Genomic DNA, 24299 nt, shown 5'->3' on the forward strand with positions numbered 1-24299 from the left:
CGAGATGGGACTGATCTCGGAGGTTCTGATGCTGCCGCTCGCCCCGGTGCGCGGCGGCGCGTGGGCCATCAGACAGGTGTTGAGCGAGGCCGAGCGGATCTACTACGACCCGGCCACGATCAGAGCCGAACTGGCCCGTCTGGAGGAGCAGTTGGAGGCCGGCGAGATCACCGAGGAGGAGTTCGACCGACAGGAGGACGAGCTTCTGGACCGGCTGGAGATCGCTACGCGCACAAGCGCGGGATTGGGCAACGGGACGGCACCATGAATCGAGTGGGAATGGGCCTCGCGGTAGGGGCCGGATATCTGCTGGGACGCACGAAGAAGCTGAAACTGGCGGTCGCCGTCGGCACCATGGTGGCGGGCAAGAAGATGAACCTGACCCCGAAGGGCATCGCCGAACTGGTTTCGACGCAGTTGCAGAACAACCCCCAGTTCAAGGAGATCGGGGACCAGCTGCGCACGGACCTGCGAGGCGTGGGCAAGGCGGCCTCGGGTGCCATGGTGGAGCGGCAGATCGACGCGCTCGCCGACCGCCTGCACGGCCGCACCGCCCAGGTGCGCGACCAGCTCTCCGGCGTGACGTCCCAGGTACCGGGCGTCGGATCCGACGACTCCGACGACTCCCGCGACTCCCGCGACTCCCGCGACTCCCGCGACTCCGAGGTCTCGGAGGACTCGGAGGACGCCGAGGGGCGCGCGGCGGACGACGACGAGCGCTACGAGGAGGACGAGCCGGAGGACGAGCGGTCCGGGCGGGAGCGCGAGGAGCCAAGGCCGCGGCGACGGGAGCCGCGAGGCGAGCGGGCCGCGAAGAAGGCCCCGCCCGAGGCACGGAAGGCGCCCGCGCCCGCGAAGAAGGCGGCGGCCAAGGCACCCGCGAAGAAGACCGCGGCCAAGCGGGCGCAGCCCGCGAAGAAGGCGGCCGGCAAGAAGGCGGCCGGACCCAGGAGCGCCGCCCGCGGCGTGGGAACCCGGCAGTCGAAGGGCGGTGGTGAACGATGACCGACACTCTCGGTTCCGCGGCCTCCACGGCGGGCAAGGCCGCGAAGAAGAACCCGATCGCCGACGTGGCCCAGAGCGAGGCGGCCGACCGCCTCAAGGCGGAAATGCAGGAGTACCTCGCCGCACAGGTCACGCGGCTGCTGACCGGCGTCGGCACCAAGCTCGGGGAGACCACCGGCAAGCTGAACGACATCGCCGAGGGCAACAGCCCCGGATTCGCCAAGCTCGCCCTCGACGGCGGACGCAAGCTCGCCGAGGGCAAGGGCCCCATGCGGACCGCGTTCGAGGTCGGCGCCGGCAAGGTGAAGGACAACGTGGTCGGCGCCTTCAAGAACCTCGGTGGCGGCAAGGGCAGGAAGAAGGGCGGCGGCGGTCAGAAGCCGACCGTCATCATCGAGTACGTCGACGTCGGCGTGCCGCTGCGCACGGCCTACGACCAGTGGACCCAGTACCAGGACTTCAGCACCTTCGCCAAGGGCGTCAAGAGCGCGAACCGTGCCGACGACACCTCGTCCGACTGGCAGCTGAAGGTCTTCTGGTCCAATCGCAGCTGGAAGGCGAAGACCACCGAGCAGGTGCCCGACGACCGCATCTCCTGGACGTCGGAGGGTGCCAAGGGCACGACGAAGGGCGTCGTCAGCTTCCACCAGCTGGCCGACAACCTGACCCGCGTGATCCTGGTCATCGAGTACTACCCCAAGGGCCTGTTCGAGAAGACCGGCAACATCTGGCGCGCCCAGGGCCGCCGGGCCCGCCTCGACCTGAAGAACTACGTCCGCCACATCACCCTCAAGGGCGAGGCGGACGACGGCTGGCGCGGCGAGATCCGCGACGGCGAGGTCGTCCGCAGCCACGAGGACGCCCTCGCTGAGGAGCAGGAGGGCGAGGAGGGCGAGGAGCCCAGCGCGGAAGAGGAGGACCGGGAGGACCGGGACGCCCCCGAGGACGAGGCTCAGTACGCCGAGGACGACCAGGAAGAGGGCGAGGAAGAAGCGGAGGCCGGCTACGAGGAGGAGCCCGAGGGCGAGTACGAGGACGAGTACGAGGAGGAGGACCCGGAGTCCGAGCCCGAGCCCGAGGGCGAGTACGAGGAGGAGGACAAGGAAGCCGGCGAGGACGAGTCCCGTGACGCGTACGACGAGCACGAGGACGCCGACCGCGGGAGCCGTCGATGACCACGCCCAGCCGGCTGCCCGATCCCTACGGCGGCCAGGGACAGAGCGCCAACCTCGCCGACATCCTGGAACGGGTGCTCGACAAGGGAGTCGTCATCGCCGGCGACATCAAGATCAACCTGCTCGACATAGAGCTGCTCACCATCAAGCTGAGGCTCGTCGTCGCCTCCGTCGACAAGGCCAAGGAAATGGGCATCGACTGGTGGGAGAGCGACCCCGCACTCTCCTCGCGCGCCCGGCACGAGGAACTGACAAGGGAGAACGCCGAGTTGCGTGAACGCCTGCGCGAACTGGACCCGGGCCGCGTACCGAGGGAGGCACCGTGACCGGACTGCGGTACGTCTACGCCGTCTGCCGCCCCTTCGACGCGGCCCTCCAGGCCCAGTTGACGGGGGTGGCGGGCGACCCGCCCCGGTTGCTGGCCCACCGCGACCTGGTCGCCGTGGTCAGCCATGTGCCCGAGGCCGACTTCTGTGAGGAGGCGCTGCGCGCCCACCTCGAGAACCTGGACTGGCTGGCCGGGACCGCCCGCGCCCACCAGCAGGTCATCGACGCGCTCACCGCCGTCACCACCCCGCTCCCGCTCCGGCTGGCCACCGTCTTCCGGGACGACAGCGGCGTACGCGTGATGCTGGAGGAGCGGGAGGAGGCCTTCCGGCGCACGCTCGACCGGCTGGACGGGCGGGTGGAATGGGGCGTCAAGGTGTATGTCGAGGCGGCGCCCGAGCGGGCGGCCGGCCCGGCGGAGCCCGCCTCCAAGCCCGCCTCGGGCCGGGACTACCTGCGGCAGCGGCGCATGCGGACGCGGGCGAACGACGATCTGTGGACCAAAGCGGAGGAGTTCGCCACGCGCCTGCACGAAACGCTTTCCTCCAGGGCCGACGACGCGCGACTGCACGCGCCGCAGAACCCCAGCATTTCCGGCGCCGCCGGACGGAATGTCCTCAACGCCGCCTATCTGGTGCGGCGGGACGTCTCCGAGGAATTCGTGGAAATGGTGGACCGGACGAAGGACGACGCACCGGGAATTCGCGTGGAACTCACCGGTCCGTGGGCCGCGTATTCATTCGCCGGTGACGAGGCCGCCGGTGGGAAGGCTTCCGGTGGCGAGGCCGCCGGTGGGGAGGGTACGGGGGTGGGATCATGACCGTCGTCGAACGCCGCGAGATCGCCCTCGTCGACCTGCTGGACCGGCTGCTGGCCGGCGGCGTCGTCATCACCGGCGACGTCACGCTGCGCATCGCGGACGTCGACCTGGTCCGCATCGACCTGAACGCGCTGATCAGCTCGGTCAACCGCAATGTACCGTCGCCGTTCGGGGACTGACGTGAGTGAACATCCTGAGCCCCGCAAGCGCCTCGACCTCGAACCCGACACGGTCGAGCGCGACCTGATCAAACTGGTGCTGACGGTCGTCGAGCTGTTGCGCCAGCTCATGGAGCGCCAGGCGCTGCGCCGCGTCGACGAGGGCGACCTGAACGAGGAGCAGGAGGAGCGGATCGGGCTCACCCTGATGCTCCTCGACGACCGGATGACCGAACTGCGCGACCGCTACGGCCTGCGGCCCGAGGACCTGAACCTGGACCTCGGGCCGCTGGGACCGCTGCTGCCCCGGGAGTGAGCCTCCCGGGGCAGCAGCCTCGTCACCTGTGGTTCACCGTCCGCGGTTCACCACCTGTACCAGCGGCCCCTGCCGCCGCCGGCCTTCGTCCCGCGGGCCAGGAAACCCAGCAACCACAGGACCAGGACTGCCAGGGCAATCCACCAGAGAATCTTCACGGCGAATCCGGCGCCGAAGAGAATGAGGGCGAGAAGCAGTACGATCAGAAGCGGAACCATAATGTGAACCTCCTGTCGTACTGCTTTCCCGAATTCCATCGATCAGGCACCCGTCAGGCTTTCTTTTGGCACAGAATCTCCCCGTGCAGGACGCTGAACCAGCTCTCCGGCCGCTCGCCCCACTCCCGCCAGGCCGCCGCGACGGTCCGCAGCCGCTCCGTCGTCGCGTGGCCGGCCCCGACGGCGATCTCGGCGTATGCCGACGCGACGGTGCGGTCCGCCCACAGGCCGCTCCACCACTCCCGCTCCTCGGGCGTGGCGAAGGTCCAGGTGGCGGAGGTGGCCGTGATGTCCGTGAACCCCGCCTCGAGCGCCCAGGCCTTCAGCCGGCGTCCGGCGTCCGGCTCGCCCCCGTTGGCGCGGGCGACCCGGCGGTACAGGTCCAGCCAGTCGTCCATGCCGGCCGAGGCCGGGTACCAGGTCATCGCGCCGTAGTCGGAGTCGCGGACGGCGATGATCCCGCCGGGCCGCGCGACCCGCCTCATCTCCCGCAGGGCCTGGACCGGGTCGCCGACGTGCTGGAGGACCTGGTGGGCGTGGACCACGCAGAAGGTGTCGTCCGGGAAATCCAGCGCGTGCGCGTCGGCGACCGCGAAGGCGGTGTTGGCCAGCCCGCGTTCGGCAGCCGTGGCCCGGGCCCGTTCCACGATCTCCGGCGCCCGGTCCACGCCGGTGACACGACCCTGTGGGACCAGCTCCGCCAGGTCCGCGGTGATGGTGCCCGGACCGCAGCCGATGTCCAGGACCCGCATGTGGGGCTCGAGGGATCCGAGCAGGTAGGCGGCGGAGTTGGCGGCCGTGCGCCAGGTGTGCGAGCGGAGCACCGACTCGTGGTGCCCGTGCGTGTAGATGGCGGTCTCCCGCGGCTTCGGCATGGTGGGTCCCCTCTCCCGACGATGCGCTCACCGTACGCGCACCGGTCGAATGATGAGACCCACGTATCAGTATATGGACCGCCGGGGCGTCGGGCGAGGTCAGGAGGGGAGTCCGTCACCGGGCAGCGGGCGGTACACCGTGAGTGCCTCGGGCAGCTTCTCCAGCGTCAGCTCCCCCTCCGTCTCCGTCAGTTCGCCGTCGAAGGCCATCAGCGTGCCCGGCGCGACCCCGGACAGGCGCAGTCGGCCCATCTGCACCGCGGCGTGGGCGGGGGAGCGGGTCAGCGGACCCGCGAGGGCCGCGGACAGCAGCCGCACGGCCGGCCGGCGGCCACCGTGCACCACCCGCACGTCCAGCTGCCCGTCCGCCAGGTCGAGCCGGCGCCCCGAGGCGAGGCCCCGACGGTGGTACGTGCCGTTGCCCGCGAACAGCATCCACAGCGGGCGCCGACGGCCCCGCACCTCGGCCTCCAGTGGGTGCCGGTCGGCGCGCAGCACCCGTACGGCCGCGAGCACCCCGGCCGGCCAGCCGCCGATCCGGGGCGACCAGCGCTCCCGCTCGCGCACCAGCTCCGGGTACACACCGAGGCTGAAGGTGTTCAGGAAGATGCCGCGCTGCCCGCCGGAGGCGAAGCGGCCCACGTCCACGCGCACCCCCTCGCCCCGCTCCAGTGCCCGGCACAGATCCCGTACGTCCTCCACGCCCAGGTCGTAGGCGAAGTGGTTGAGGGTGCCGCCGGGCAGCACCGCCAGCGGCAGCCCATGGCGGAGCGCGGTCTCGGCGGCGGCGTTCACGGTGCCGTCGCCGCCGCACACGCCGAGCACCCGGGCATGGCCCGCCGCCTTCTCCAGCTCCGCCCGGACGTCCGCGGGTTCGCACTCGACGACCTCCGCGTCGGGCAGCGCGTCGCACAGCGCCCGCACCCGGTCCGAGGTGCCCGAGCCGATGTTGGCCACCATGACGAGCCCCTCGCCGCCGGGCAGCGCCGGCACCTCGGCACGCGGCCGGGCCGGCGGGGTGAGCTGGGCGCGCGTGGGCACCATGCCCCGTACGGCGAACGCGGCCCCCGCGCCGAGGGCCGCACCCGCCAGTACGTCACTCGGGAAGTGGACCCCGGTGTAGACCCGCGAGAGGGCGACCGCGGCGGCCACCGGGGCCACCGCCGCGCCCCACGCCGGGGACTCCAGCGCGACACCGGTCGCGAACGCGGCCGCCGACGCGGCGTGGCCGGAGGGGAACGACGTCGTGATCGGCTGCCGCTTCAGCTGCCGGATCAGCGGCACCGGGTCCAGTACGGGACGGGGGCGGCGGACCGAGCGCTTGCCGAGGGTGTTGATCGTCAGCGAGGCCAGGCTCAGCGAGGCGAGACCCCTGGCGGCGGCGCGGCGGGCCCTCGGGGTGCGGGACGCGGCCAGGACGGCGCCCGCCGCGAACCACAGCACGCCGTGGTTGGCGCTACGGCTCAGCAGGGGGAGGAGGGGGTCGGCGCCGGGCCAGGTACGGGCGGCGACGGCCTCGAACACACGCTGGTCCAGCCGGAGGAAACCGGTGCGGACCGGATGCGGGCCGGGCGTCGGGGAGGTGAGGTCTACGTCGGGGCTCATGGCTCCCGCCTACCCTGCGGACGGCGTTTCCTGCGGGTGGCGCGCCCCACGTACCGGTGCCCGGGGCCGCGGCGGGGCAAGGGCGCGGGAAAGTAGTTTGCCCCGGACGTGCCCGGAGCCGCAGAATCCGGTCTCATGGGTCATCTCGAAGCCGCGCACCTGGAGTACTACCTCCCCGACGGAAGGGCGCTGCTCGGCGACGTCTCCTTCCGGGTGGGGGAGGGGGCCGTCGTGGCCCTCGTCGGACCCAACGGGGCGGGCAAGACCACCCTGCTCCGGCTGCTGTCCGGGGAGCTGAAGCCGCACGGCGGGACCGTCGCCGTCGGCGGCGGTCTCGGGGTGATGCGCCAGTTCGTGGGCTCCGTCCGGGACGAGACGACCGTACGCGACCTGCTGGTGTCCGTGGCCTCGCCCCGCATCCGCGAGGCCGCGCGCGCCGTCGACGCCGCCGAGCACGGGATCCTGACCGTCGACGACGAGGCCGCCCAGATGCGCTACGCGCAGGCGCTCGCCGACTGGGCCGAGGCGCAGGGGTACGAGGCCGAGACCCTGTGGGACATCTGCACCACGGCCGCTCTGGGGGTGCCGTACGACAAGGCCCAGTGGCGGCGGGTGAGCACGCTGTCCGGCGGTGAGCAGAAGCGGCTGGTGCTGGAGGCGCTGCTGCGCGGCACCGACGAGGTGCTGCTGCTCGACGAGCCGGACAACTACCTCGACGTGCCCGGCAAGCGCTGGCTGGAGGAGCGGCTGAAGGAGACCCGCAAGACGGTGCTCTTCGTCTCCCACGACCGGGAACTGCTGGCCCGCGCCGCCGAGAAGATCGTCTCCCTGGAACCCGGCCCCGCGGGCGCCGACGCCTGGGTGCACGGCGGCGGCTTCGCCACCTTCCACGACGCCCGGCGTGAACGCTTCGCCCGCTTCGAGGAACTGCGCCGCCGCTGGGACGAGAAGCACGCGCAGCTGAAGAAACTGGTACTGACGCTGCGTCAGGCAGCCGCGATCAGCCACGACATGGCCTCCCGTTACGCCGCCGCCCAGACCCGGCTGCGCAAGTTCGAGGAGGCCGGACCGCCGCCCGAGCCGCCGCGCGAGCAGGACATCAGGATGCGCCTGAAGGGCGGCCGTACCGGCGTACGCGCCGTCACCTGCGAACAGCTGGAACTCACCGGCCTGATGAAACCCTTCGACCTGGAGGTCTTCTACGGCGAACGCGTCGCCGTCCTCGGCTCCAACGGCTCGGGCAAGTCGCACTTCCTGCGGCTGCTCGCCGGCGGCGACGTGGCCCACACCGGGAACTGGAAGCTCGGCGCGCGTGTGGTCCCCGGACACTTCGCGCAGACGCACGCCCACCCCGAACTGCTGGGCCGAAAGCTCCTGGACATCCTGTGGACCGAGCACGCCCAGGACCGGGGCGCCGCCATGTCGAGGCTGCGCCGCTACGAGCTGACCCAGCAGGCCGAGCAGACCTTCGACCGGCTCTCCGGCGGCCAGCAGGCCCGCTTCCAGATCCTCCTGCTGGAGCTCCAGGGCGTCACCGCGCTGCTGCTCGACGAGCCGACCGACAACCTGGACCTGGAATCGGCCGAAGCCCTCCAGGAAGGCCTGGAGGGCTTCGAGGGCACGGTCCTCGCGGTCACCCACGACCGCTGGTTCGCCCGCTCCTTCGACCGGTACCTCGTCTTCGGCAGCGACGGACGCGTACGGGAGACACCGGAGCCGGTCTGGGACGAACGGCGGGTGGAGCGGGCCCGCTGACGCCGTCGGGCACGGCGGTCACTTCCAGCGCAGCAGCGCCCCCAGTCCGCCCACCGGCGCCTTCTCCGCGGCCTCGGACGGCAGTGCCGCCGTGACCGAGATCGCCGGGGCGCCGGTCATCACCGCCGAGCGCAGCAGGGCGTCGTCGGCGCGGGCCGACCAGGAGTTCTGCTCGCCGAGCGTCTTCAGCTCGGTACGGCGCACCGCCAACTGGTCGGCGTCCTCGCCGATCCAGACCTCGCGGTGGGTGTCGGGGCCGTCCGGGATGATCAGCAGCTCGTCGATGCGGTGCTCCCGGGCCGCCTCGACCAAGGCGGGCACACCCTCGGCGGCGCCGGCCCGGCCCTCGCCGTCCGGCGTGCGGGCGGCCAGGAACCGGCCCAGCTCATCCTGGGCGCGCGAGCGCACATGGTCGTCGCGCAGCCGCTCCACCTCGTCGTCCAGCAGCCTGCTGCCGGCGCCGCGCGAGGCCTCGGCGACCCGGTCCCGCAACCGCTTGGGCAGCCGCTCGTGCACGGACCGCCGCTCCCGGTCGTCACCCACCAGGATCAGCAGATCGGCGCCCGTCTCCTCCTGGCACACGGCGAGCGCGTCCGCGATCTCCGCCGCGTTGTGCTCCCAGGTGTTCTCCACCCGCAGCTGGAAATGGCGCTCCGACCAGTCGACGCTGCTCGTGCGGTGCACCGGCCACTGCCGGCCGGTGACGCCGCCCGCGTCCGAGCTGCCCAGCGCGCTGCGCAGCTCGAAGTCGGCGCCCTTGCGGTCGACGTAGGCCACCACGCACACCGGGTCCTCGCCGGCCAGCTCCAGCAGTGGCGCCACATGCGGCAGCGGCGCCCAGTCGGCGGTGGTCCCGCCGTACGGGGGCCGGGCGAGCGGCGGATCGAGGACCACCCGTCCGGCGCACGCGAACAGTGCCCGCCCGTGCGGGTCGGTGGCGTGGCGCAATCCCTCCACCGCCTCCTTCACGGCCCGGCAGGTCGCGTCGTCCGCGCCCTGTTCCGCCAGCTCCCTGGCCACCGCGGCGGCCGTCAGCTCACGTTCGTGGGGGGTGTCCTCCGTGTTCCGGGAAAGGTCGACGTACACGGAGGCCCAGGGCCCCTGATGTTCGTAGAGAGGATGCAGAAACGCGAGATCCATGGCTCCCTCCCGGGTGCCGCTCGGGGGTGGTAGTGCTTCGGGGGCGGGTACCCGGACCGCATGAACGAACACGACACGAGGGACGACACCAGGACCGGAGTGGGCACCATGACCGGAGTGGACCCGGGCCGCCTGGACGACCAGCAGCTCATGAAGGAGCTGGAGACCATCCACCGCACGCGTCACGACACCCTGCTGTACGGGTCGAACGACGCGCTGCGGGCCCACAACGACCGCATGGCACAGCTGGAGGGCGAGTGGCTGCGCCGCAACCCCCGGCGCCCGGTCGCCGCGGGCCGCACCCGCGAGGGCGCCCGGGAACGGAACTGCGGGGCGGGCACCACCCCCGGCGGCTGAGTCCGGTGGAGTCCGCTCGCGGGCGGTCCGACACGCGGGCTCGCGGGCGGTCCGACACGCGGGCTCGCGGGCGGTCCGACACGCGGGCGGTCTGGACACGCGGGCGGTCCGACACGCGTGGGGCCCGGCCCTCCGGTGCGATCGTGGCGCACCGGTGGACCGGGCCCGGCGTGAGGCTCTCGCCCTCTGTCAGCCGACCGCCTTGGCGAACTCCGCGAGATAGGTCTCGCAGAACGCCTCGAGGTCGTCCGGTTTGCGGCTGGTGACCAGGATGTTGTCGCCGTGGTCGCACACCTTCACCTGTTCGTCGACCCAGGTGGCGCCGGCGTTGCGGAGGTCCGTGCGCAGGCTGGGCCACGAGGTCATGACCCGGCCGCGTACGACATCCGCCTCGACGAGCGTCCAGGGGGCGTGGCAGATGGCGGCCACCGGACGCCCCTGTTCGAAGAAGTCCCTGACGAACGCCACGGCCTTCTCGTCGGTCCGCAGGAAGTCCGGGTTGGCCACGCCGCCGGGCAGGACCAGCCCGCCGAACGAGTCGGCCGACGTGTCGCCCACCACCTCGTCCACCGGGAACGTGTCCGCCTTGTCGAGGTGGTTGAAGCCCTGGATCTCGCCGGACCGGGTGGAGACGAGCACGGGCTCGTGCCCCGCGTCCTTCGCCGCCTGCCACGGCTCGGTCAGCTCCACCTGCTCCACGCCCTCGGGCGCGGTAAGAAACGCGATACGCATGTGATCGGATTCCCTTCCTGGCGCGTCGGCCGGCGTCGCCGCCCGGCGCGCGTGTGTCGTTCGGCCGTGTGTGTCGCGGCTCGGCGCGGCTCAGCCGCCGCCCGTGGAGCCCGGGTCCGCTCGGCTGATGTCGGCGAGCGCCGAGGCGGGATCGTGAGCCTCGGCGAGGTCGCCGAGGCTCACCATCCCCACCGGCAGCCCGTCCTCCACGACCGGCAGCCGGCGTACGGCGTGCTCGCGCATCAGCGCGGCCGCGTCCGCGGCCCGGTCGTCCGGGGACACCGTCAGCGGGTCGGAGGTGCAGACCGACCGCACACCCGCCGCCATCGGGTCGAGGCCTTCCGCCACCGCCCGCACCGTGATGTCCCGGTCGGTGAGCACGCCCACGACGCCCTGCCCGTCCGCGACCACCACGTCGCCGATGTTCTGCGTACGCATCAACCGCGCCGCCTCGACGAGGGAGGAGTCCGGGCGGACGGCGGCCACGCCCGGGGTCATGACGTTCCTCACGTACTCGGCCGCGTACTCGGCCATGGAGTCACCCTTCCCGGGGCCTACGCGCTCCGTGGCCCGGCCGTTTCGGATCCGCCGCTCTCGGTCAGGGCCACCGCCAGTTCCTGCACGTTGTCGTAGCGCGCCTTGTGCGGCAGCCGTTCCAGACCCTCGACGAGGGCGTCGGGCGCGTGGCCGCGGCGCAGCGCCCGGGTCAGTTCCCGCGGGTTCGCGGGGAAGGCGCCCCGGGTCAGGTTCCGGGCCAGTTCGAGCCGGAGGGCCTCCAGGTACGTCGGCCCGCGGCCCGGCGTCACCGGTCCGTAGGTGACCTCGGGGTCGTCCTCCGCGGCCGGTTCCGGGTCGTTCCACTCCTCGCTGCGGGTGGGGTGCCCGGACCTGAGCAGACCCTGCAGTTCGTGCTTCATCTCGTCGTCACGATGGACGCTCATCCGGTCACTGCCTCGCTGCATGTCTCCCTCCACATCCTTCAGGGGGTGCCGACCGCGTACCCGGGCACCGCGGGCCGACACGGATTCATCCGGACGGGTCCGGTCCGATTTCCCCGGTCACGTGGCGTGTGCTCGCGCGCACCGTCGGTTTGTACGGCGGGCACGGGGAACCCGGCCCGCGACACCACCCCCACGCCCACCCCTCGTCGGGAAGGACGGACCATGGCGGTGCTGCTCGCTGTGTTCATCCCGGTCCTCATGCTCGGCGTGGTGCTGGCCCTGGGCCGCTACGAGGAACTGGTGCTGCCTGGCACCACGCCGCCGCCCGACGACCCGGCCCCGGCCCCTTCCCCGGCCCCCGGCCCGGAGGCGTCCGCGGCCTCGTCGGGAGAAGCGGACATCGGATCAGGAATCGAGAAGCCAGGCCGACCGCACTCCGTCTAGCGTGGCCCTGCCGACCCGCCCGACAGATGGAGACACGATGAGCAGCGCCAGGGGAACGGACCAGCAGCAGGCCGTGCCGCATGTCGCCGACAGCCACGATCTGATCCGTGTGCACGGCGCCCGCGAGAACAATCTCAAGGACGTCAGCATCGAGATCCCCAAGCGCCGGCTGACGGTGTTCACCGGCGTCTCCGGCTCGGGCAAGAGCTCTCTGGTGTTCAACACGATCGCCGCCGAGTCGCAGCGGCTGATCAACGAGACCTACAGCGCGTTCGTCCAGGGCTTCATGCCGACGCTCGCCCGCCCCGAGGTCGACGTCCTCGACGGCCTGACCACCGCGATCATCGTGGACCAGCAGCGGATGGGTGCCGACCCCCGCTCCACGGTCGGCACCGCCACCGACGCCAACGCGATGCTGCGCATCCTCTTCAGCCGGCTCGGGGATCCGCACATCGGCCCGCCCAGCGCGTACTCCTTCAACACCGCCTCCGTCCGGGCGAGCGGCGCGATCACGGTCGAGCGCGGCAACAAGAAGGCCGTGAAGGCGACGTACGAGCGCACCGGCGGCATGTGCACGAACTGCGAGGGCCGGGGCAAGGTCTCCGACATCGACCTCTCGCAGCTCTACGACGACTCCAAGTCGCTGTCCGAGGGCGCGTTCACCATCCCCGGCTGGAAGTCGGACAGCCAGTGGACCGTGCAGGTCTACGCCCAGTCCGGCTTCGTGGACCCGGACAAGCCGATCCGCGAGTACACCGAGAAGGAACTGCGGGACTTCCTCTACGGCGAGCCGGTCAAGGTGAAGGTCGGCGGCGTCAACCTCACCTACGAAGGACTGATCCCGAAGATCCAGAAGTCGTTCCTGTCCAAGGACAAGGAGGCGATGCAGCCGCACATCCGGGCGTTCGTGGAGCGGGCGGTCACCTTCACCACCTGTCCCGAGTGCGACGGCACCCGGCTCAGCGAGGGCGCCCGGTCGTCGAGGATCGGGAAGCTCAGCATCGCCGACGCCTGCGCGATGGAGATCCGCGACCTGGCCGAGTGGGTCCGCGCTCTGGACGACCCGTCGGTGGCGCCGCTGCTCACCGCGCTGCGGGACACCCTCGACTCGTTCGTCGAGATCGGCCTCGGTTACCTCTCGCTCGACCGTCCGGCGGGCACCCTGTCGGGCGGCGAGGCGCAGCGCGTGAAGATGATCCGCCACCTCGGCTCGTCCCTCACCGACACCACGTACGTCTTCGACGAGCCCACCATCGGCCTGCACCCCCACGACATCCAGCGCATGAACGACCTGCTGCTGCGCCTGCGGGACAAGGGCAACACGGTCCTCGTCGTCGAGCACAAGCCGGAGACGATCGCGATCGCCGACCACGTCGTCGACCTCGGCCCCGGCGCCGGCACGGAGGGCGGCACCGTCTGCTTCGAAGGCACCGTGGAAGGGCTGCGGGCCGGCGACACGGTCACCGGCCGCCACCTCGACGACCGGGCCTCCCTCAAGGAGACGGTCCGCGAGCCCACCGGAACGCTGGAGATCCGCGACGCCACGACGCACAACCTCCAGGGCGTCGACGTCGACGTCCCGCTCGGCGTGCTCTGCGTGGTCACCGGCGTGGCGGGCTCCGGCAAGAGCTCGCTGATCCACGGCTCGGTCCCGGCCGGCGCGGACGTCGTCTCGGTCGACCAGAGCCCCATCAAGGGCTCCCGGCGGAGCAACCCGGCGACGTACACGGGACTGCTCGACCCGATCCGCAAGGCCTTCGCCAAGGCCAACGGCGTCAAGCCCGCCCTCTTCAGCGCCAACTCCGAGGGCGCCTGCCCCACCTGCAACGGCGCCGGTGTCCTCTACACCGACCTGGCGATGATGGCGGGCGTCGCCACGCCCTGCGAGGACTGCGAGGGGAAGCGGTTCCAGCCGTCGGTGCTGGAGTACCGCCTCGGCGGCCGGGACATCAGCGAGGTGCTGGCGATGTCGGTGGCGCGGGCGGAGGAGTTCTTCGGCACCGGCGAGGCCCGCACCCCCGCCGCGCACAAGATCCTCGACCGCCTCGCCGACGTCGGACTCGGCTACCTCACCCTCGGCCAGCCGCTCACCACGCTGTCCGGCGGCGAGCGCCAGCGGCTCAAGCTGGCCACCCACATGGGCGACAAGGGCGGCGTCTACGTACTCGACGAGCCCACCACCGGCCTGCACCTCGCCGACGTCGAGCAACTGCTCGGCCTGCTCGACCGGCTCGTCGACGCCGGCAAGTCGGTCATCGTCATCGAGCACCACCAGGCGGTCATGGCGCACGCCGACTGGATCATCGACCTCGGCCCCGGCGCCGGCCACGACGGCGGCCGGATCGTCTTCGAGGGCACCCCCGCCGACCTCGTCGCGGACAGCTCCACCCTCACCGGCGAACATCTCGCGGCCTACGTCGGCGCCTGACCGCGAACGGCCTCCCGCGGCGCCGGTACCGGGTCGGACCGGCGCTGTGGGATCGTGGTGGGGTGACGAAGTTGGAGGACCTGGCCCGGCTGCGCCGGGCCCGCGACCTGATGGACCGCGGATACGCCGAGCCGCTCGACGTTCCGGCGCTGGCGCGCGTCGCCCTCATGTCGGCGGGCCACTTCTCCCGCAGCTTCCGCGCCGCCTACGGGGAGACCCCGTACAGCTACCTGATGACGCGCCGGATCGAGCGGGCCAAGGCCCTGCTGCGGCGCGGCGACCTGTCCGTCACGGAGGTCTGCTTCGAGGTCGGCTGTACCTCGCTGGGCTCGTTCAGCTCGCGCTTCACCGAACTGGTCGGCGAGAGCCCGAGCGCCTACCGGGCCCGGGACCACGCCGACGGCGCCGGCATCCCGGCCTGCGTCGCCAAGATCTACACGCGACCGGTCAGGAACGGAGAAGCGAGGCCCGTGTCCCCGCCCGTAGCGTGAGGCGCATGGACATCAACCTCTCGCAGTGCTTCATCGCCGTCGACGACCACGACAAGGCGCTCGCCTTCTACCGGGACGTGCTCGGACTGGAGGTGCGCAACGATGTCGGGTTCGAGGGCATGCGCTGGGTGACCGTGGGCTCCCCGGCCCAGCCCGGCGTGGACATCGTCCTCGAACCCCCGCTCGCCGACCCGAACGCCTCGGCCGCCGACAAGGAGGCCATGGCCGAACTGCTGGCCAAGGGCCTGCTGCGCGGCGTCATCTTCACCACCGACGACGTCGACGGCACCTTCGAACGCGTCCGGGCCGCGGGCGCGGAGGTCCTCCAGGAGCCGGTGGACCAGCCCTACGGCGTCCGCGACTGCGCCTTCCGCGACCCCTCCGGCAACATGCTGCGCTTCAACCAGCCGCGCAAGGGGTGAGCGCCGCTCCGACGGCACTCGCCCAGCCCTGCCTCTTGCGGGGACCGGCCCGTGATCACCCCTGGCGATCACGGGCCGGTCCCCGTTCCCGTGCCGGAGAAATCGGGGGACATTCGGGTGTTTGCCATGGGGCCCGGGGGGCAGGCGCACATGCAGTGCTTCGGACAGGAGGCACGTCCGTGGGAGCGGCGTGACGCCGCCACGGATGCGTCCGTCCGGGCCGGACGCCCTCCCACGGTGACCGCCCGAACCCAAGGGCCGTGTCGTCGCACCGGTGACGCCCGTCCCGCGCACCGGAGGCTCGACGAGCCCCGGCGCCGGCCGCACCGGCGCCCGGCCGCGACGGCAGGACCCCGCGCTCCGAGGGAGTTGCGACGCACCATGCCGATCCACGCCAGCGTGAAGCACCCGCACGACGACGCCCCCGACACCGCCGACGCCTTCCACCGACTCACCACCCTTCCCGACGGGCCGGAACGCGACGCGGTCCGCGACCGGATCGTCGAGGCCTGGCTGCCCATGGCCGAACGGCTCGCGGGACGGTTCCGCAGCCGAGGCGAGAGCTACGAGGACCTGCGCCAGGTCGCGGCCCTCGGGCTGGTCAAGGCCGTCGACCGGTACGACCCCGAGCGCGGCAACGCCTTCGAGAGCTACGCCGTGCCGACGATCACCGGCGAGATCAAGCGCCACTTCCGCGACCACATGTGGACCCTGCACGTGCCGCGCCGGGTCCAGGACCTGCGCAACCGCGTGCGCTTCGCCGGCCAGGACCTGTCCCAGACCATCTCCGGCCGCAGTCCCACCGTCGCCGAGATCGCCGAGCACGCCGATCTGAGCGAGGAGGACGTCCGGACCGGGCTGGAGGCCCTGGAGAGCTTCACGGCACTGTCCCTGGACGCGGAACTGCCCGGCAGCGAGGACGGCTACTCGCTCGGCGACGCCCTCGGCGGCTCGGACCCGGCCCTCGACACCGTCGTCGACCGCGAGGCCGTCAAGGACCGCCTCGCCGCACTGCCCGAGCGTGAACGCGCCATCCTCTACATGCGCTTCTTCGACGACATGACCCAGAGCCGCATCGCCGAACAGCTCGGCATCTCCCAGATGCACGTCTCCCGGCTGATCAGCCGCTGCTGCGACCGGGTGCGGGAGCAGGTGCTGCGGGACGCCGCCGCCTGAGCGGAACGGCTCCGCGCGGTGCGGCGGTGCCGCAGTGCGCCGGTGGCCCGGTGGGCGACGCGAGAGGTCGTCACGGCGGCGAGTGGGTCGAAACCTCGTACTCACCCGCTCGGGCGCCCCGTTCCCGCGAACGGCGCACGGTGGCGCGCGCGCCGGTACCGGGCGGGCTGTGATGGCCGAGGGGGCGCGAGTGCCGTGCCCCCGCAGCCGTCGCTCGCCGCTCGCCGCTCGCCGCTCGAAGGAGCCCGCTCCATGCGCCGCACCGCCCGCGCCCTGTCCGCAGCCGTCCTGGCCAGTGCCGCCCTCGGCGTCTTCGCGGGCCCCGTCTCGGCCGACCCCGGCGTTCCCCCGCCGCCCGCCGACCCCGGCGTTCCCCAGCCGTCGGCCGCAGCCGGTGAACCCGCCGCCGAGGTGAGCCCGGCCGACGTCACCCCGGGCGGCACCGTCACCGTCTCCGTCGCCTGCGCTTCGACCGGCGGGGCCGCGCCCGCGACCCTGGACGCCACCTCGCCCGCCTTCGACGAGGGCACCGTCGCGCTGCGCAGGGTGGAGGGTGAGGAGGACGGGACCACGTCCGGGCCCGCCTATCGGGGCACCGCGCGGATAGCCGCCGCCGAGGACTTCGAGGCCGACCCGGCCATGGCGGGCTCCGAGGGCGCGTGGACCGTCGACGGCGCCTGCCCGGAGGCGTCAGGGGGCGAGGGCGACCCGTGGAGCGCGACGATGACCATCCCCGGAGAGAACGCCGGCGCCGGCACGTCCCCGTGCCCCGAGCCGGCCGTACCGGGTGAGCCGGCCGTACCGGGTGAGCCGGCCGTACCCGGTGAAGGGGCAGCACCAGGCTCACCGGGTACACGGGGCACGCCGGGCGAGCCGTGCGGCGGCACCGAGCCGGCGTGTCCCGACCCGGCGGCACCGCACGGCGAGGGGCCCGGGCACGGTACGTCCTGTGCCACCGAGCCCGCGTGTCCGGAACCCACCGCCCCGCACGGCGAGGCCTCCGCGCGGGGGAAGTCCTGCGGCGCGGCGGCCGTGGAGCACGGGGTCCGGGCCGGCACCGGCGGGGCCTTCACCGACTCGACGCCCGCCCTGGTCGCGGGCGGCGTCCTGATCGCGGGCGCGTTCGGCGCGGCCGCGCACCGGCTGCGGCACCGCCTGCGCGGGGACGCCGAGCACCGTTGACCCGCACGGCCCGCGGACCACGCGACCCGGGCCACAGCCATGGCAGGGCGGCACGGCGGGTACTGGGAGCAACGACCGAGCGAAGAGCACCCGGTCGGGCGGCGACAGGACACGGCACCACGGACCGCGCGGAGGCACGCATGCGGCGGACGGACCTCGAAGGCCACGACCGTGAAGGCCATGACGGCCCAGGTGGCGACGGTGTAGGCCATGACGGCGTGAGCCATGACGGCGCAGGCCATGACCGCGAAGGCCACGCCCCCGGGCACGACCCCGTCGGGCACGGCCCCGTGCGCTACGGTCCGCACCTCCCCGACGACGGGCTGCCCGTGCTGCCCGAACTGTCCGCCGTACTGGCCGCCGCCGCGGGCCGGGGCCACGACGAGCCGGCCGGTGGCGCCCCCGCCCTCCTGGACGCCGCCTGCGGCTACTGGGACCGGCGTGGCCTGCCCACCGAGCCCGGCCACGTCGCGGCCGCCCCCGGCCCCAACGCCCTCCTGCTCGCCCTGACCGCCGCGCTCGGCGGCGACGTCCTGGTGCCCCGCCCCGGCGCGGCCTGGTGGGCGCCGTACGCGCGGCTGCTGGGCAGGCCCGTCTTCCATGTGCCGACCCCGGCCGAGTCCGGCGGTGTCCCCGATCCGTACGCCCTCCTGGAAACCGTCCGCCGGGTGCGTGCCGAGGGCGGCGACCCCCGTCTGCTCGTCCTGTCCGTCGCCGACGACCCCACCGGCACCGTCGCGCCGCCCGATCTGCTGCACGAGACCGTCGAGGCCGCGGCCGGCGAGGGACTGCACCTGGTCAGCGACGAGACCTGGCGCGACACCTTGCACGACCCGCACGCCACCGTGCTGCTCAGCCCCGCCGAGATGCTGCCGGAACGGGTCACCGTCGTCACCGACCTGGCCGGTGCGCTGCTGCCGCCGGGCTGGCCGGCCGCCGCCGCACGCTTCCCCTCGTCCGCCGCCGGAGACGGCCTGCACGCACGCGTGCTCGACGTGCTCACCGCGCTCGGCGCCCGCGTCGCCGCCCCCGTCGCCGCCGCGGCCGGGTACGCGCTCGCCGAACCCGAGCCGGTCGCCGCCCGCCGGTCGGCCGCCGTGCGCCTGCACGCGCGCGTGGCCGCCGCCGTGCACGCCGCCGTCGTCGCCGCCGGCGCCACCGCCCGCCCCCCGCAGGCCGGCCGCCACCTGTACGCCGACCTCGGCCCGCTGCGCGACGCGCTCGCCGCCCAGGGCGTCGGCGACGCCCAGGAACTGGAGGACTTCCTCACCGCCCGGCTCGGCATGCCCGCCCCCGGCGGGCACCGCTTCGGCGACGACCTCCCGGCCCTGCGCGTCCGGCTCGCCACCGGCCCGCTGCTGGACGGCGGCACCGACGAGCAGCGGGCGGAGGTCCTCACGTCCCCCGACCCGCTGGAACTGCCACACGTGCGACGCGCGTTGTCCGGGCTGAAATCGGTCTTCGGCGATCTCCGCGACGCTCAGCGAGGGGAGCCTCCTCGATGACGCAGCAGCCCCGTCCGACCGCGAGCACGCCCACGTCCGCGTCCACTCCGACCTCCGCCGAGGGCGCCGGCGCGCCGTCGGCCACGACCTCCCCGGCGCCCCCGGACCCCCCGCTCGCCGAACCCCGGCCGCTCGCCGAGCACCGGGTGTGGCCGCGCGCCTTCCACGACCGGCTGACCGCGCCGCTGCCCGGCCTGAAGGCCTTCGCCAGATTCGCCCGCGAGGGCGCGGTGAGACCCGGCCCCGACGGCCTCGCCGACATCCCCCGGCTGCCCTGCGCCCCCGGCCCGCTGCCCCGCGTGGACGCCCGCACCGTCGCCGTCACCTGGGCGGGGCACGCGAGCTGGGTGGTGCGGATCGGCGGGCTCACCGTCCTCACCGACCCGGTCTGGTCCCGGCGCATCCTCGGCACCCCGGCCCGTGTCACTCCGGTCGGCGTCGCGTGGAGCGCCCTGCCGCGCGTCGACGCGGTGGTCATCAGCCACAACCACTACGACCACCTGGACGCCCCCACCCTGCGCCGGCTGCCGCGCGACACCCCCGTCTTCGCGCCGGCCGGGCTCGGCCGCTGGTTCCGCCGCCGCCGCTTCACCCGCGTCACCGAACTGGACTGGTGGGAGGCGGCGCGGCTGGACGGCGTCCGATTCGACTTCGTACCGGCCCACCACTGGTCCAAGCGCACCCTCACCGACACCTGCCGCACTCTGTGGGGCGGCTGGGTCCTCACCGACCCCGACGGCCGGCGCGTGTACTTCGCCGGCGACACCGGGTACGGCCACTGGTTCACCCGCATCGGCCGCCGCTACCCCGGTATCGACCTCGCCCTGCTCCCCATCGGCGCCTACGACCCCCGCTGGTGGCTGAGCGACGTGCACTGCGACCCCGAGGAGGCGGTGCGGGCCGCGCAGGACGTCGGCGCCCGCAGGATGGCGCCGATGCACTGGGGCACGTTCGTGCTCTCCGCGGAACCCGTACTGGAACCGCTCACCCGCGTACGCGCCGCCTGGCAGCGGGCCGGTCTGCCCCGGGAGCACCTGTGGGACCTGCCGGTCGGCGCCTCGCGCGTCCTGGAGTGACCTCAGGCCTTGGCGGGCCCCCGCCAGCGCCGCCACACGCTCGGCGCCCCGCCCACCAGCACGGTCAGCGCGATCGCCGCGGCCACACCCTCCCACGGCTTGCTGAACAGGGCGCCGCTCAGTACGCCGATCAGCTGGTACGTCACCGCCCACGCCAGGCAGGCCGGCAGGTTGCCGCGGGCGAACCGGCGCAGCGGCCACTTGGCCAGCAGACAGGCCAGCATCACCGGTATGCGCCCGGCCGGCACCAGCCGGGACAGCACGAGCACCGCCACATCGTGCTCGGCGAGCTTCTTCTGCGCCTGCTCCAGCCGGTCCTCGGGCGCCCGGGACCGGATCGCCTCCAGCCAGCGCGAGCCGTTCTTCGAGCCGACCCCGCGCCGCCCCAGCCAGTACAGCGCCATGTCCCCGCAGAAAGCGGCCAGCGACGCCGTCACGAAGACCATCAGCATGGAGAACGGCACCGTCTGGTGCATCGCCACCACGGCCGCCGAACTCACCAGCGCGCCCGTCGGCACCACCGGCACCAGCGCACCGATCAGCACCAGCAGGAACAACGACGGATAACCGAACACCTGCTGGGCCGGGTCGGTCGGAATGCTCGTCGTGGCGGCACTCAGCCAGCTCACCGCGCGACCTCCACCCGCACACTGCCGCCGTGCCCCAGCCGGTGCACCGCGACCTCCGGCGCGCGCAGCGCCGACAGGCGCACGAACTCGTCGCCCGGCGTGTGGAACTCGTGGGGGCGCACGGCGTCCATCCCGATCGGCCAGTACGTGCCGTAGTGCACCGGCACCGCCGTGCGCGGCGCCAGCCGGGCCAGCGCCTGCGCCGCGCGCCCCGCGTCCAGATGCTCCTCGCCCAGGTACGGTCCCCAGCCGCCGACCGGCAGCAGCGCCGCGTCGACCGGACCGACCTCCTTCTCCATGCCGTCGAACAGGCCGGTGTCCCCGGCGAAGTACGTCCGGGCCTCGCCCTCGACGACGTAGCCGAGCGCGGGCGCGCGGTGCGGTCCGATCGGCAGCCGCCGCCCGTCGTGCCGCGCGGGTACCGCCCGTATCCGCAGGTCGCCGACGATCGTCTCGTCGCCGGGCGCCACCTCGCTCACCTTCAGGTGCCCGAGCCGGCGCAGCCCCGGCACCGCCCGTCGTGCGCCCCGGGGCACGAGCAGGCGCGTACCCGGCGCGAGCCGCGCGAGCGACGGCACGTGCAGATGGTCGGCGTGCAGATGGGAGACGAGCGCCACGTCCGCGCGCCAGGCGTCCGGCGGCGGCACCGCGCCCCGCCTGCGGCGCAGGTGGGCGAGCCTGCGGACGAACAACGGGTCGGTGAGCACACGTATGTCCGAGTCCTCGACCGTGCAGGTGGCGTGACCCCACCACGTGAGCTCCACCGGCACTCCTCTGCCTCCTTCGCGCGACTCCCCGAAGCCTACGTCCAGGAGTAGGGTCGGCGGCGAAAACGGGAGGTGAGGGGGACATCATGGGGCCGGTGCGGGTGACGTCGATCGCGAGTCTGACGCCACTGGAGCAGTTGGACGACGATCCCTTCCTGGTCGACTCCCGCAGCCAGCACGCCATGTGCGCCCACTGGGCCGCGGAGCACGGCTACGTCGTCGCCAGGGAGCTGCTGGTACGCGGTCTGCGACCCGACCACGACGCCCTGTGGGACGGCGTCCGCCCGGGGCGCGACCTGTTCGTGGCGCCCAGTCGCCGCGTGCTGGAGAGCGCGCTGTCGTCCGTGGACGAGTTCACCGCGGAGTGCGCGCGACGCGGGGTCCGCCTCGAGACGGCCGGCCACGCGGAACCGTCCTACGACGCCCGGATGAAGGCGTGCGTGCACCGGCGGCTGTCGATGCCGACGGCCGGGTACGACGGCCGCTGACCGCCGCCGCCCGACCACAGGGGTGTGAACCGGACCTGGGGGGACAAACGGGCGCTCCGGACCGTTGTGACAGGGTGGGGAAGGCCCGCGCGGACGACGGGCCCGGGACGTGAGGTGTGCGGAGCGTGGGTGGAGGGCGTTGGCGCCGGGTCGCCAGTCAGATCGGGCGGAGTGTCGCGGTGTGGGCCGTCTCCACGCTCACCATGCTCCTGCTCGCCGGGATCCTGCCGGACTTCCGGCTCCAGTCGCCCGACGGCGACAGCGCGACCGACATCGCCATGACCGCCGCGGTCGGCGCGGGCGCCTTCGGCCTGCTGTCCGCCCTGGTGTGGCCGCTGCTGGTCCGGCTGCTGCTCCTGGTGCCGGCCCTCGTCCTCGGGCTCCTCGTCTTCTTCCTCAACGGCGGACTGCTGCTCCTGGCGATCGACGTGAACCCGGCCGGGCGCGGGGGCGTCGCCCCCGAGACGGCGGTCGTGGTGGCCGCCGTCATGTCCGCCGTCGCCTCCGCCACCGGCGGTGCCCTGGCCGTGCGCGACGACGACGCCTACCGGCGCCGGCTCTACCGCCTCGCCGACCGCCGCCGCAGATCCGGCCCGCCCTGCCCGGCCGACCCCGGCACCCTCTTCCTGCAACTGGACGGCGTCGGCCACGACGTCCTGCTGGCCGCCGTCGACGACGGCGCCATGCCCACCGTCGCCCGCTGGCTCGGCCGCGACGGCACGTCCGCGACCCACCGGCTCGCCCAGTGGCGCACCGACTGGTCCAGCCAGACCGGCGCCAGCCAGCTCGGCATCCTGCACGGCTCCAACCACGACGTCCCCGCCTTCCGCTGGTACGAGAAGGACAGCGGCGAGGTCGTGGTCTGCAACCGCCCCACCAGCGCCGCCGAACTCCAGCACCGCGCCGTCAAGCACACCGGCGACGGCGGACTGCTCACCTTCGACGGCGCCAGCCGCGGCAACCTGTTCGGCGGCGGCGCCGACGAACAGGCCCTCGTGCTCTCCATCGCCACCCGCCGCCGCGGCCCGGAGACCCGGTCCCGGTCCGGCTACTTCGCCTACTTCTCCGACCCGGCCAACGCCGTCCGCACCGCCATGTCCTTCGTCGCCGAGGTGTGCCGGGAGATCGGCCAGTCCACCCGCGCCCGCGTGCACGAGGTCCGCCCGCGCGTCTCCCGCGGCGGTCTCTACCCCTTCGTCCGCGCCTTCGCGACCGTCGTCGAACGGGACGTCGTCGTCGCCGCTGTGATGGGCGACATGCTCGCCGGCCGCACCGCCGTCTACGCCGACCTGGTGGCCTACGACGAGGTGGCGCACCACTCCGGGCCGCGCAGCCGGGACGCCGCGAAGGTCCTCCGGCGCCTCGACCGGTCCCTCGCGCTGATCGAGGAGGTCGCCGAGCACGCCCCCCGCAAGTACCGGATCGTCCTCCTGTCCGACCACGGCCAGAGCCCCGGCGAGACCTTCCGCGCCCGCTACGGCCTCACCCTCGGCGACCTGGTGCGGGCCGGCTGCGGACTGCACGTGCCGCGCCGCGCCCAGCGCACCCGCAGCGGCGCCGAGGCCCGCAACACCGTACGCGCCGCCCTGCACCGGCCCGTCGAGGAGGGCGCCGGGCAGCAGCGCCCCGCCGACACCCCCTCGGGCCGCCGCTCCGAGCCGATCGTGCTGGCCTCGGGCAATCTCGGCCTGGTCTCCTTCCCGGACGTGCACCACCGGATGACCCGGGAGGAGATCGACGCCCGCCACCCCGCCCTGCTGGCGACCCTCGCCAACCACCCCGGCATCGGCTTCCTGCTGGTGCGCAGCGAGAAGCACGGAGGGGTGGTGCTCGGCGCGCGGGGCGCGGAGATCCCCCTGGACCGGCTCGACGAGGACCCGGGACCGCTCGCGCCCTTCGGGCCCGGCGCCGCCGACGCCGTGCGCCGCACGCACTCCTTCCCGCACACCGCCGACATCATGGTCAACTCCTTCCACGACCCGGCCGACGGCGAGGTCCTCGCCTTCGAGGAGCAGATCGGCTCGCACGGCGGACTCGGCGGCGCCCAGTCCCGCGCCTTCCTGCTGTCCCCGGTCGTCCTGTCCGCGCCGGTCGCCGAGGGTGCGGAGATCGTCGGCGCCGAGCACGTGCACCGGGTCCTGCGCCGCTGGCTGCGCGAGTCGAGCGGCCCGCAGGTGCCCGTGGAGGATCCCCGGCCCAGGACCGTCCAAGACGGACCTTTTCCGGTCCCGGGCGGGTTCGTACAGGACAAAAGCGCCTGATTTGGA

28 protein-coding genes are annotated in these 24299 nt (G+C 73.3%); 19 read left to right on the plus strand and 9 right to left on the minus strand.

Annotation, left to right across the window (positions count from 1 at the left end; genetic code table 11):
* Positions 1–4: 4 nt before the first annotated feature.
* The 7 genes from ACH4NX_RS17820 to ACH4NX_RS17850 are packed head-to-tail and all read left to right on the plus strand — an operon-like array spanning position 5 to position 3801.
* Complete coding sequence (locus ACH4NX_RS17820) at positions 5–268, plus strand: gas vesicle protein GvpG (protein WP_351395919.1); 264 nt, start codon at positions 5–7, stop codon at positions 266–268.
* On the plus strand, positions 265–1005 hold the full coding sequence (locus ACH4NX_RS17825; RefSeq protein WP_398127986.1) for a DNA primase: 741 nt from the start codon (positions 265–267) through the stop codon (positions 1003–1005). The genes ACH4NX_RS17820 and ACH4NX_RS17825 overlap by 4 nt, the downstream gene beginning before the upstream one ends.
* On the plus strand, positions 1002–2180 hold the full coding sequence (locus ACH4NX_RS17830) for an SRPBCC family protein (protein ID WP_398127987.1): 1179 nt from the start codon (positions 1002–1004) through the stop codon (positions 2178–2180). The genes ACH4NX_RS17825 and ACH4NX_RS17830 overlap by 4 nt, the downstream gene beginning before the upstream one ends.
* The gene (locus ACH4NX_RS17835; RefSeq protein ID WP_279561339.1) at positions 2177–2506 is read left to right on the plus strand and encodes a gas vesicle protein; all 330 of its coding nucleotides are present in this window, start codon (positions 2177–2179) and stop codon (positions 2504–2506) included. Before ACH4NX_RS17830 ends, ACH4NX_RS17835 begins: the two co-directional genes overlap by 4 nt.
* The gene (locus ACH4NX_RS17840; protein WP_351395926.1) at positions 2503–3327 is read left to right on the plus strand and encodes a GvpL/GvpF family gas vesicle protein; all 825 of its coding nucleotides are present in this window, start codon (positions 2503–2505) and stop codon (positions 3325–3327) included. The genes ACH4NX_RS17835 and ACH4NX_RS17840 overlap by 4 nt, the downstream gene beginning before the upstream one ends.
* On the plus strand, positions 3324–3506 hold the full coding sequence (locus tag ACH4NX_RS17845) for a gas vesicle protein (protein ID WP_003972471.1): 183 nt from the start codon (positions 3324–3326) through the stop codon (positions 3504–3506). The genes ACH4NX_RS17840 and ACH4NX_RS17845 overlap by 4 nt, the downstream gene beginning before the upstream one ends.
* A complete protein-coding gene (locus tag ACH4NX_RS17850; protein ID WP_351395930.1) occupies positions 3481–3801 on the plus strand; it encodes a gas vesicle protein K in 321 nt (106 codons plus the stop codon). Before ACH4NX_RS17845 ends, ACH4NX_RS17850 begins: the two co-directional genes overlap by 26 nt.
* Positions 3802–3848: 47 nt before the next feature.
* On the opposite strand, the gene ACH4NX_RS17855 is transcribed toward ACH4NX_RS17850, so the two are convergent.
* From ACH4NX_RS17855 to ACH4NX_RS17865, 3 genes are all read right to left on the minus strand, one after another.
* Positions 3849–4019, minus strand: coding sequence for a hydrophobic protein (locus ACH4NX_RS17855; RefSeq protein ID WP_279561342.1), 171 nt, complete (start codon positions 4017–4019; stop codon positions 3849–3851).
* A gap of 53 nt (positions 4020–4072) precedes the next feature.
* Positions 4073–4894: a class I SAM-dependent methyltransferase gene (locus tag ACH4NX_RS17860; RefSeq protein WP_398127988.1), complete on the minus strand. Its 822-nt coding sequence runs from the start codon at positions 4892–4894 to the stop codon at positions 4073–4075.
* Between the two features lie 99 nt (positions 4895–4993).
* Complete coding sequence (locus tag ACH4NX_RS17865) at positions 4994–6499, minus strand: bifunctional phosphatase PAP2/diacylglycerol kinase family protein (RefSeq protein WP_398127989.1); 1506 nt, start codon at positions 6497–6499, stop codon at positions 4994–4996.
* A 135-nt stretch (positions 6500–6634) separates the two neighbouring features.
* Between ACH4NX_RS17865 and ACH4NX_RS17870 the strand changes: the two genes are divergently transcribed.
* Positions 6635–8254: an ABC-F family ATP-binding cassette domain-containing protein gene (locus ACH4NX_RS17870; RefSeq protein ID WP_398127990.1), complete on the plus strand. Its 1620-nt coding sequence runs from the start codon at positions 6635–6637 to the stop codon at positions 8252–8254.
* Positions 8255–8272: 18 nt separating this feature from the next.
* Here ACH4NX_RS17870 and ACH4NX_RS17875 read toward each other — a convergent pair whose 3' ends face one another.
* A complete protein-coding gene (locus ACH4NX_RS17875; protein ID WP_351395942.1) occupies positions 8273–9394 on the minus strand; it encodes a Vms1/Ankzf1 family peptidyl-tRNA hydrolase in 1122 nt (373 codons plus the stop codon).
* 60 nt (positions 9395–9454) lie between these two features.
* Between ACH4NX_RS17875 and ACH4NX_RS17880 the strand changes: the two genes are divergently transcribed.
* Entirely contained in the window at positions 9455–9751 is a 297-nt protein-coding gene (locus ACH4NX_RS17880; RefSeq protein WP_351395945.1) for a DUF6158 family protein, read from the plus strand.
* Positions 9752–9940: 189 nt separating this feature from the next.
* Here the strand turns inward: ACH4NX_RS17880 and ACH4NX_RS17885 are convergent, their stop codons facing one another.
* The 3 genes from ACH4NX_RS17885 to ACH4NX_RS17895 all read right to left on the minus strand — a co-directional run bounded on the left by ACH4NX_RS17885 (position 9941) and on the right by ACH4NX_RS17895 (position 11445).
* Positions 9941–10483, minus strand: coding sequence for a type 1 glutamine amidotransferase domain-containing protein (locus tag ACH4NX_RS17885; protein ID WP_351395948.1), 543 nt, complete (start codon positions 10481–10483; stop codon positions 9941–9943).
* A gap of 90 nt (positions 10484–10573) precedes the next feature.
* Complete coding sequence (locus tag ACH4NX_RS17890) at positions 10574–11017, minus strand: CBS domain-containing protein (protein ID WP_398127991.1); 444 nt, start codon at positions 11015–11017, stop codon at positions 10574–10576.
* Positions 11018–11037: 20 nt separating this feature from the next.
* On the minus strand, positions 11038–11445 hold the full coding sequence (locus ACH4NX_RS17895; RefSeq protein WP_351395955.1) for a DUF2795 domain-containing protein: 408 nt from the start codon (positions 11443–11445) through the stop codon (positions 11038–11040).
* Positions 11446–11646: 201 nt separating this feature from the next.
* Between ACH4NX_RS17895 and ACH4NX_RS17900 the strand changes: the two genes are divergently transcribed.
* The 8 genes from ACH4NX_RS17900 to ACH4NX_RS17935 all read left to right on the plus strand — a co-directional run bounded on the left by ACH4NX_RS17900 (position 11647) and on the right by ACH4NX_RS17935 (position 20148).
* Positions 11647–11868 carry a hypothetical protein gene (locus ACH4NX_RS17900; RefSeq protein ID WP_398127992.1) on the plus strand — a complete coding sequence of 74 codons (222 nt, stop codon included), beginning with the start codon at positions 11647–11649 and terminating at the stop codon, positions 11866–11868.
* Between the two features lie 37 nt (positions 11869–11905).
* Positions 11906–14296, plus strand: coding sequence for an ATP-binding cassette domain-containing protein (locus tag ACH4NX_RS17905; RefSeq protein WP_398127993.1), 2391 nt, complete (start codon positions 11906–11908; stop codon positions 14294–14296).
* 62 nt (positions 14297–14358) lie between these two features.
* Complete coding sequence (locus tag ACH4NX_RS17910) at positions 14359–14787, plus strand: helix-turn-helix transcriptional regulator (protein WP_351395963.1); 429 nt, start codon at positions 14359–14361, stop codon at positions 14785–14787.
* A 5-nt stretch (positions 14788–14792) separates the two neighbouring features.
* Positions 14793–15209: a VOC family protein gene (locus tag ACH4NX_RS17915; RefSeq protein ID WP_351395966.1), complete on the plus strand. Its 417-nt coding sequence runs from the start codon at positions 14793–14795 to the stop codon at positions 15207–15209.
* Positions 15210–15590: 381 nt separating this feature from the next.
* Complete coding sequence (locus ACH4NX_RS17920; protein WP_351395969.1) at positions 15591–16385, plus strand: RNA polymerase sigma factor SigF; 795 nt, start codon at positions 15591–15593, stop codon at positions 16383–16385.
* Positions 16386–16637: 252 nt separating this feature from the next.
* Positions 16638–17567, plus strand: a complete 930-nt coding sequence (locus ACH4NX_RS17925) for a hypothetical protein (protein WP_398127994.1) — start codon at positions 16638–16640, stop codon at positions 17565–17567.
* 140 nt (positions 17568–17707) lie between these two features.
* Positions 17708–19072: an aminotransferase class I/II-fold pyridoxal phosphate-dependent enzyme gene (locus ACH4NX_RS17930; protein WP_398127995.1), complete on the plus strand. Its 1365-nt coding sequence runs from the start codon at positions 17708–17710 to the stop codon at positions 19070–19072.
* Positions 19069–20148, plus strand: a complete 1080-nt coding sequence (locus ACH4NX_RS17935) for an MBL fold metallo-hydrolase (protein WP_351395975.1) — start codon at positions 19069–19071, stop codon at positions 20146–20148. Before ACH4NX_RS17930 ends, ACH4NX_RS17935 begins: the two co-directional genes overlap by 4 nt.
* 2 nt (positions 20149–20150) lie before the next feature.
* Here ACH4NX_RS17935 and ACH4NX_RS17940 read toward each other — a convergent pair whose 3' ends face one another.
* Both ACH4NX_RS17940 and ACH4NX_RS17945 read right to left on the minus strand, forming a co-directional pair.
* Entirely contained in the window at positions 20151–20777 is a 627-nt protein-coding gene (locus ACH4NX_RS17940) for a VTT domain-containing protein (RefSeq protein WP_351395978.1), read from the minus strand.
* On the minus strand, positions 20774–21547 hold the full coding sequence (locus ACH4NX_RS17945) for an MBL fold metallo-hydrolase (RefSeq protein ID WP_398127996.1): 774 nt from the start codon (positions 21545–21547) through the stop codon (positions 20774–20776). Before ACH4NX_RS17945 ends, ACH4NX_RS17940 begins: the two co-directional genes overlap by 4 nt.
* 83 nt (positions 21548–21630) lie before the next feature.
* Between ACH4NX_RS17945 and ACH4NX_RS17950 the strand changes: the two genes are divergently transcribed.
* Both ACH4NX_RS17950 and ACH4NX_RS17955 read left to right on the plus strand, forming a co-directional pair.
* Entirely contained in the window at positions 21631–22032 is a 402-nt protein-coding gene (locus tag ACH4NX_RS17950) for a hypothetical protein (protein ID WP_351395984.1), read from the plus strand.
* Between the two features lie 116 nt (positions 22033–22148).
* Positions 22149–24293, plus strand: coding sequence for an alkaline phosphatase family protein (locus ACH4NX_RS17955; protein ID WP_351395987.1), 2145 nt, complete (start codon positions 22149–22151; stop codon positions 24291–24293).
* Positions 24294–24299: the final 6 nt, after the last annotated feature.

The sequence above is a fragment of the Streptomyces sp. NPDC017225 genome, from assembly GCF_044331465.1.
Classification (GTDB): Bacteria; Actinomycetota; Actinomycetes; order Streptomycetales; family Streptomycetaceae; genus Streptomyces.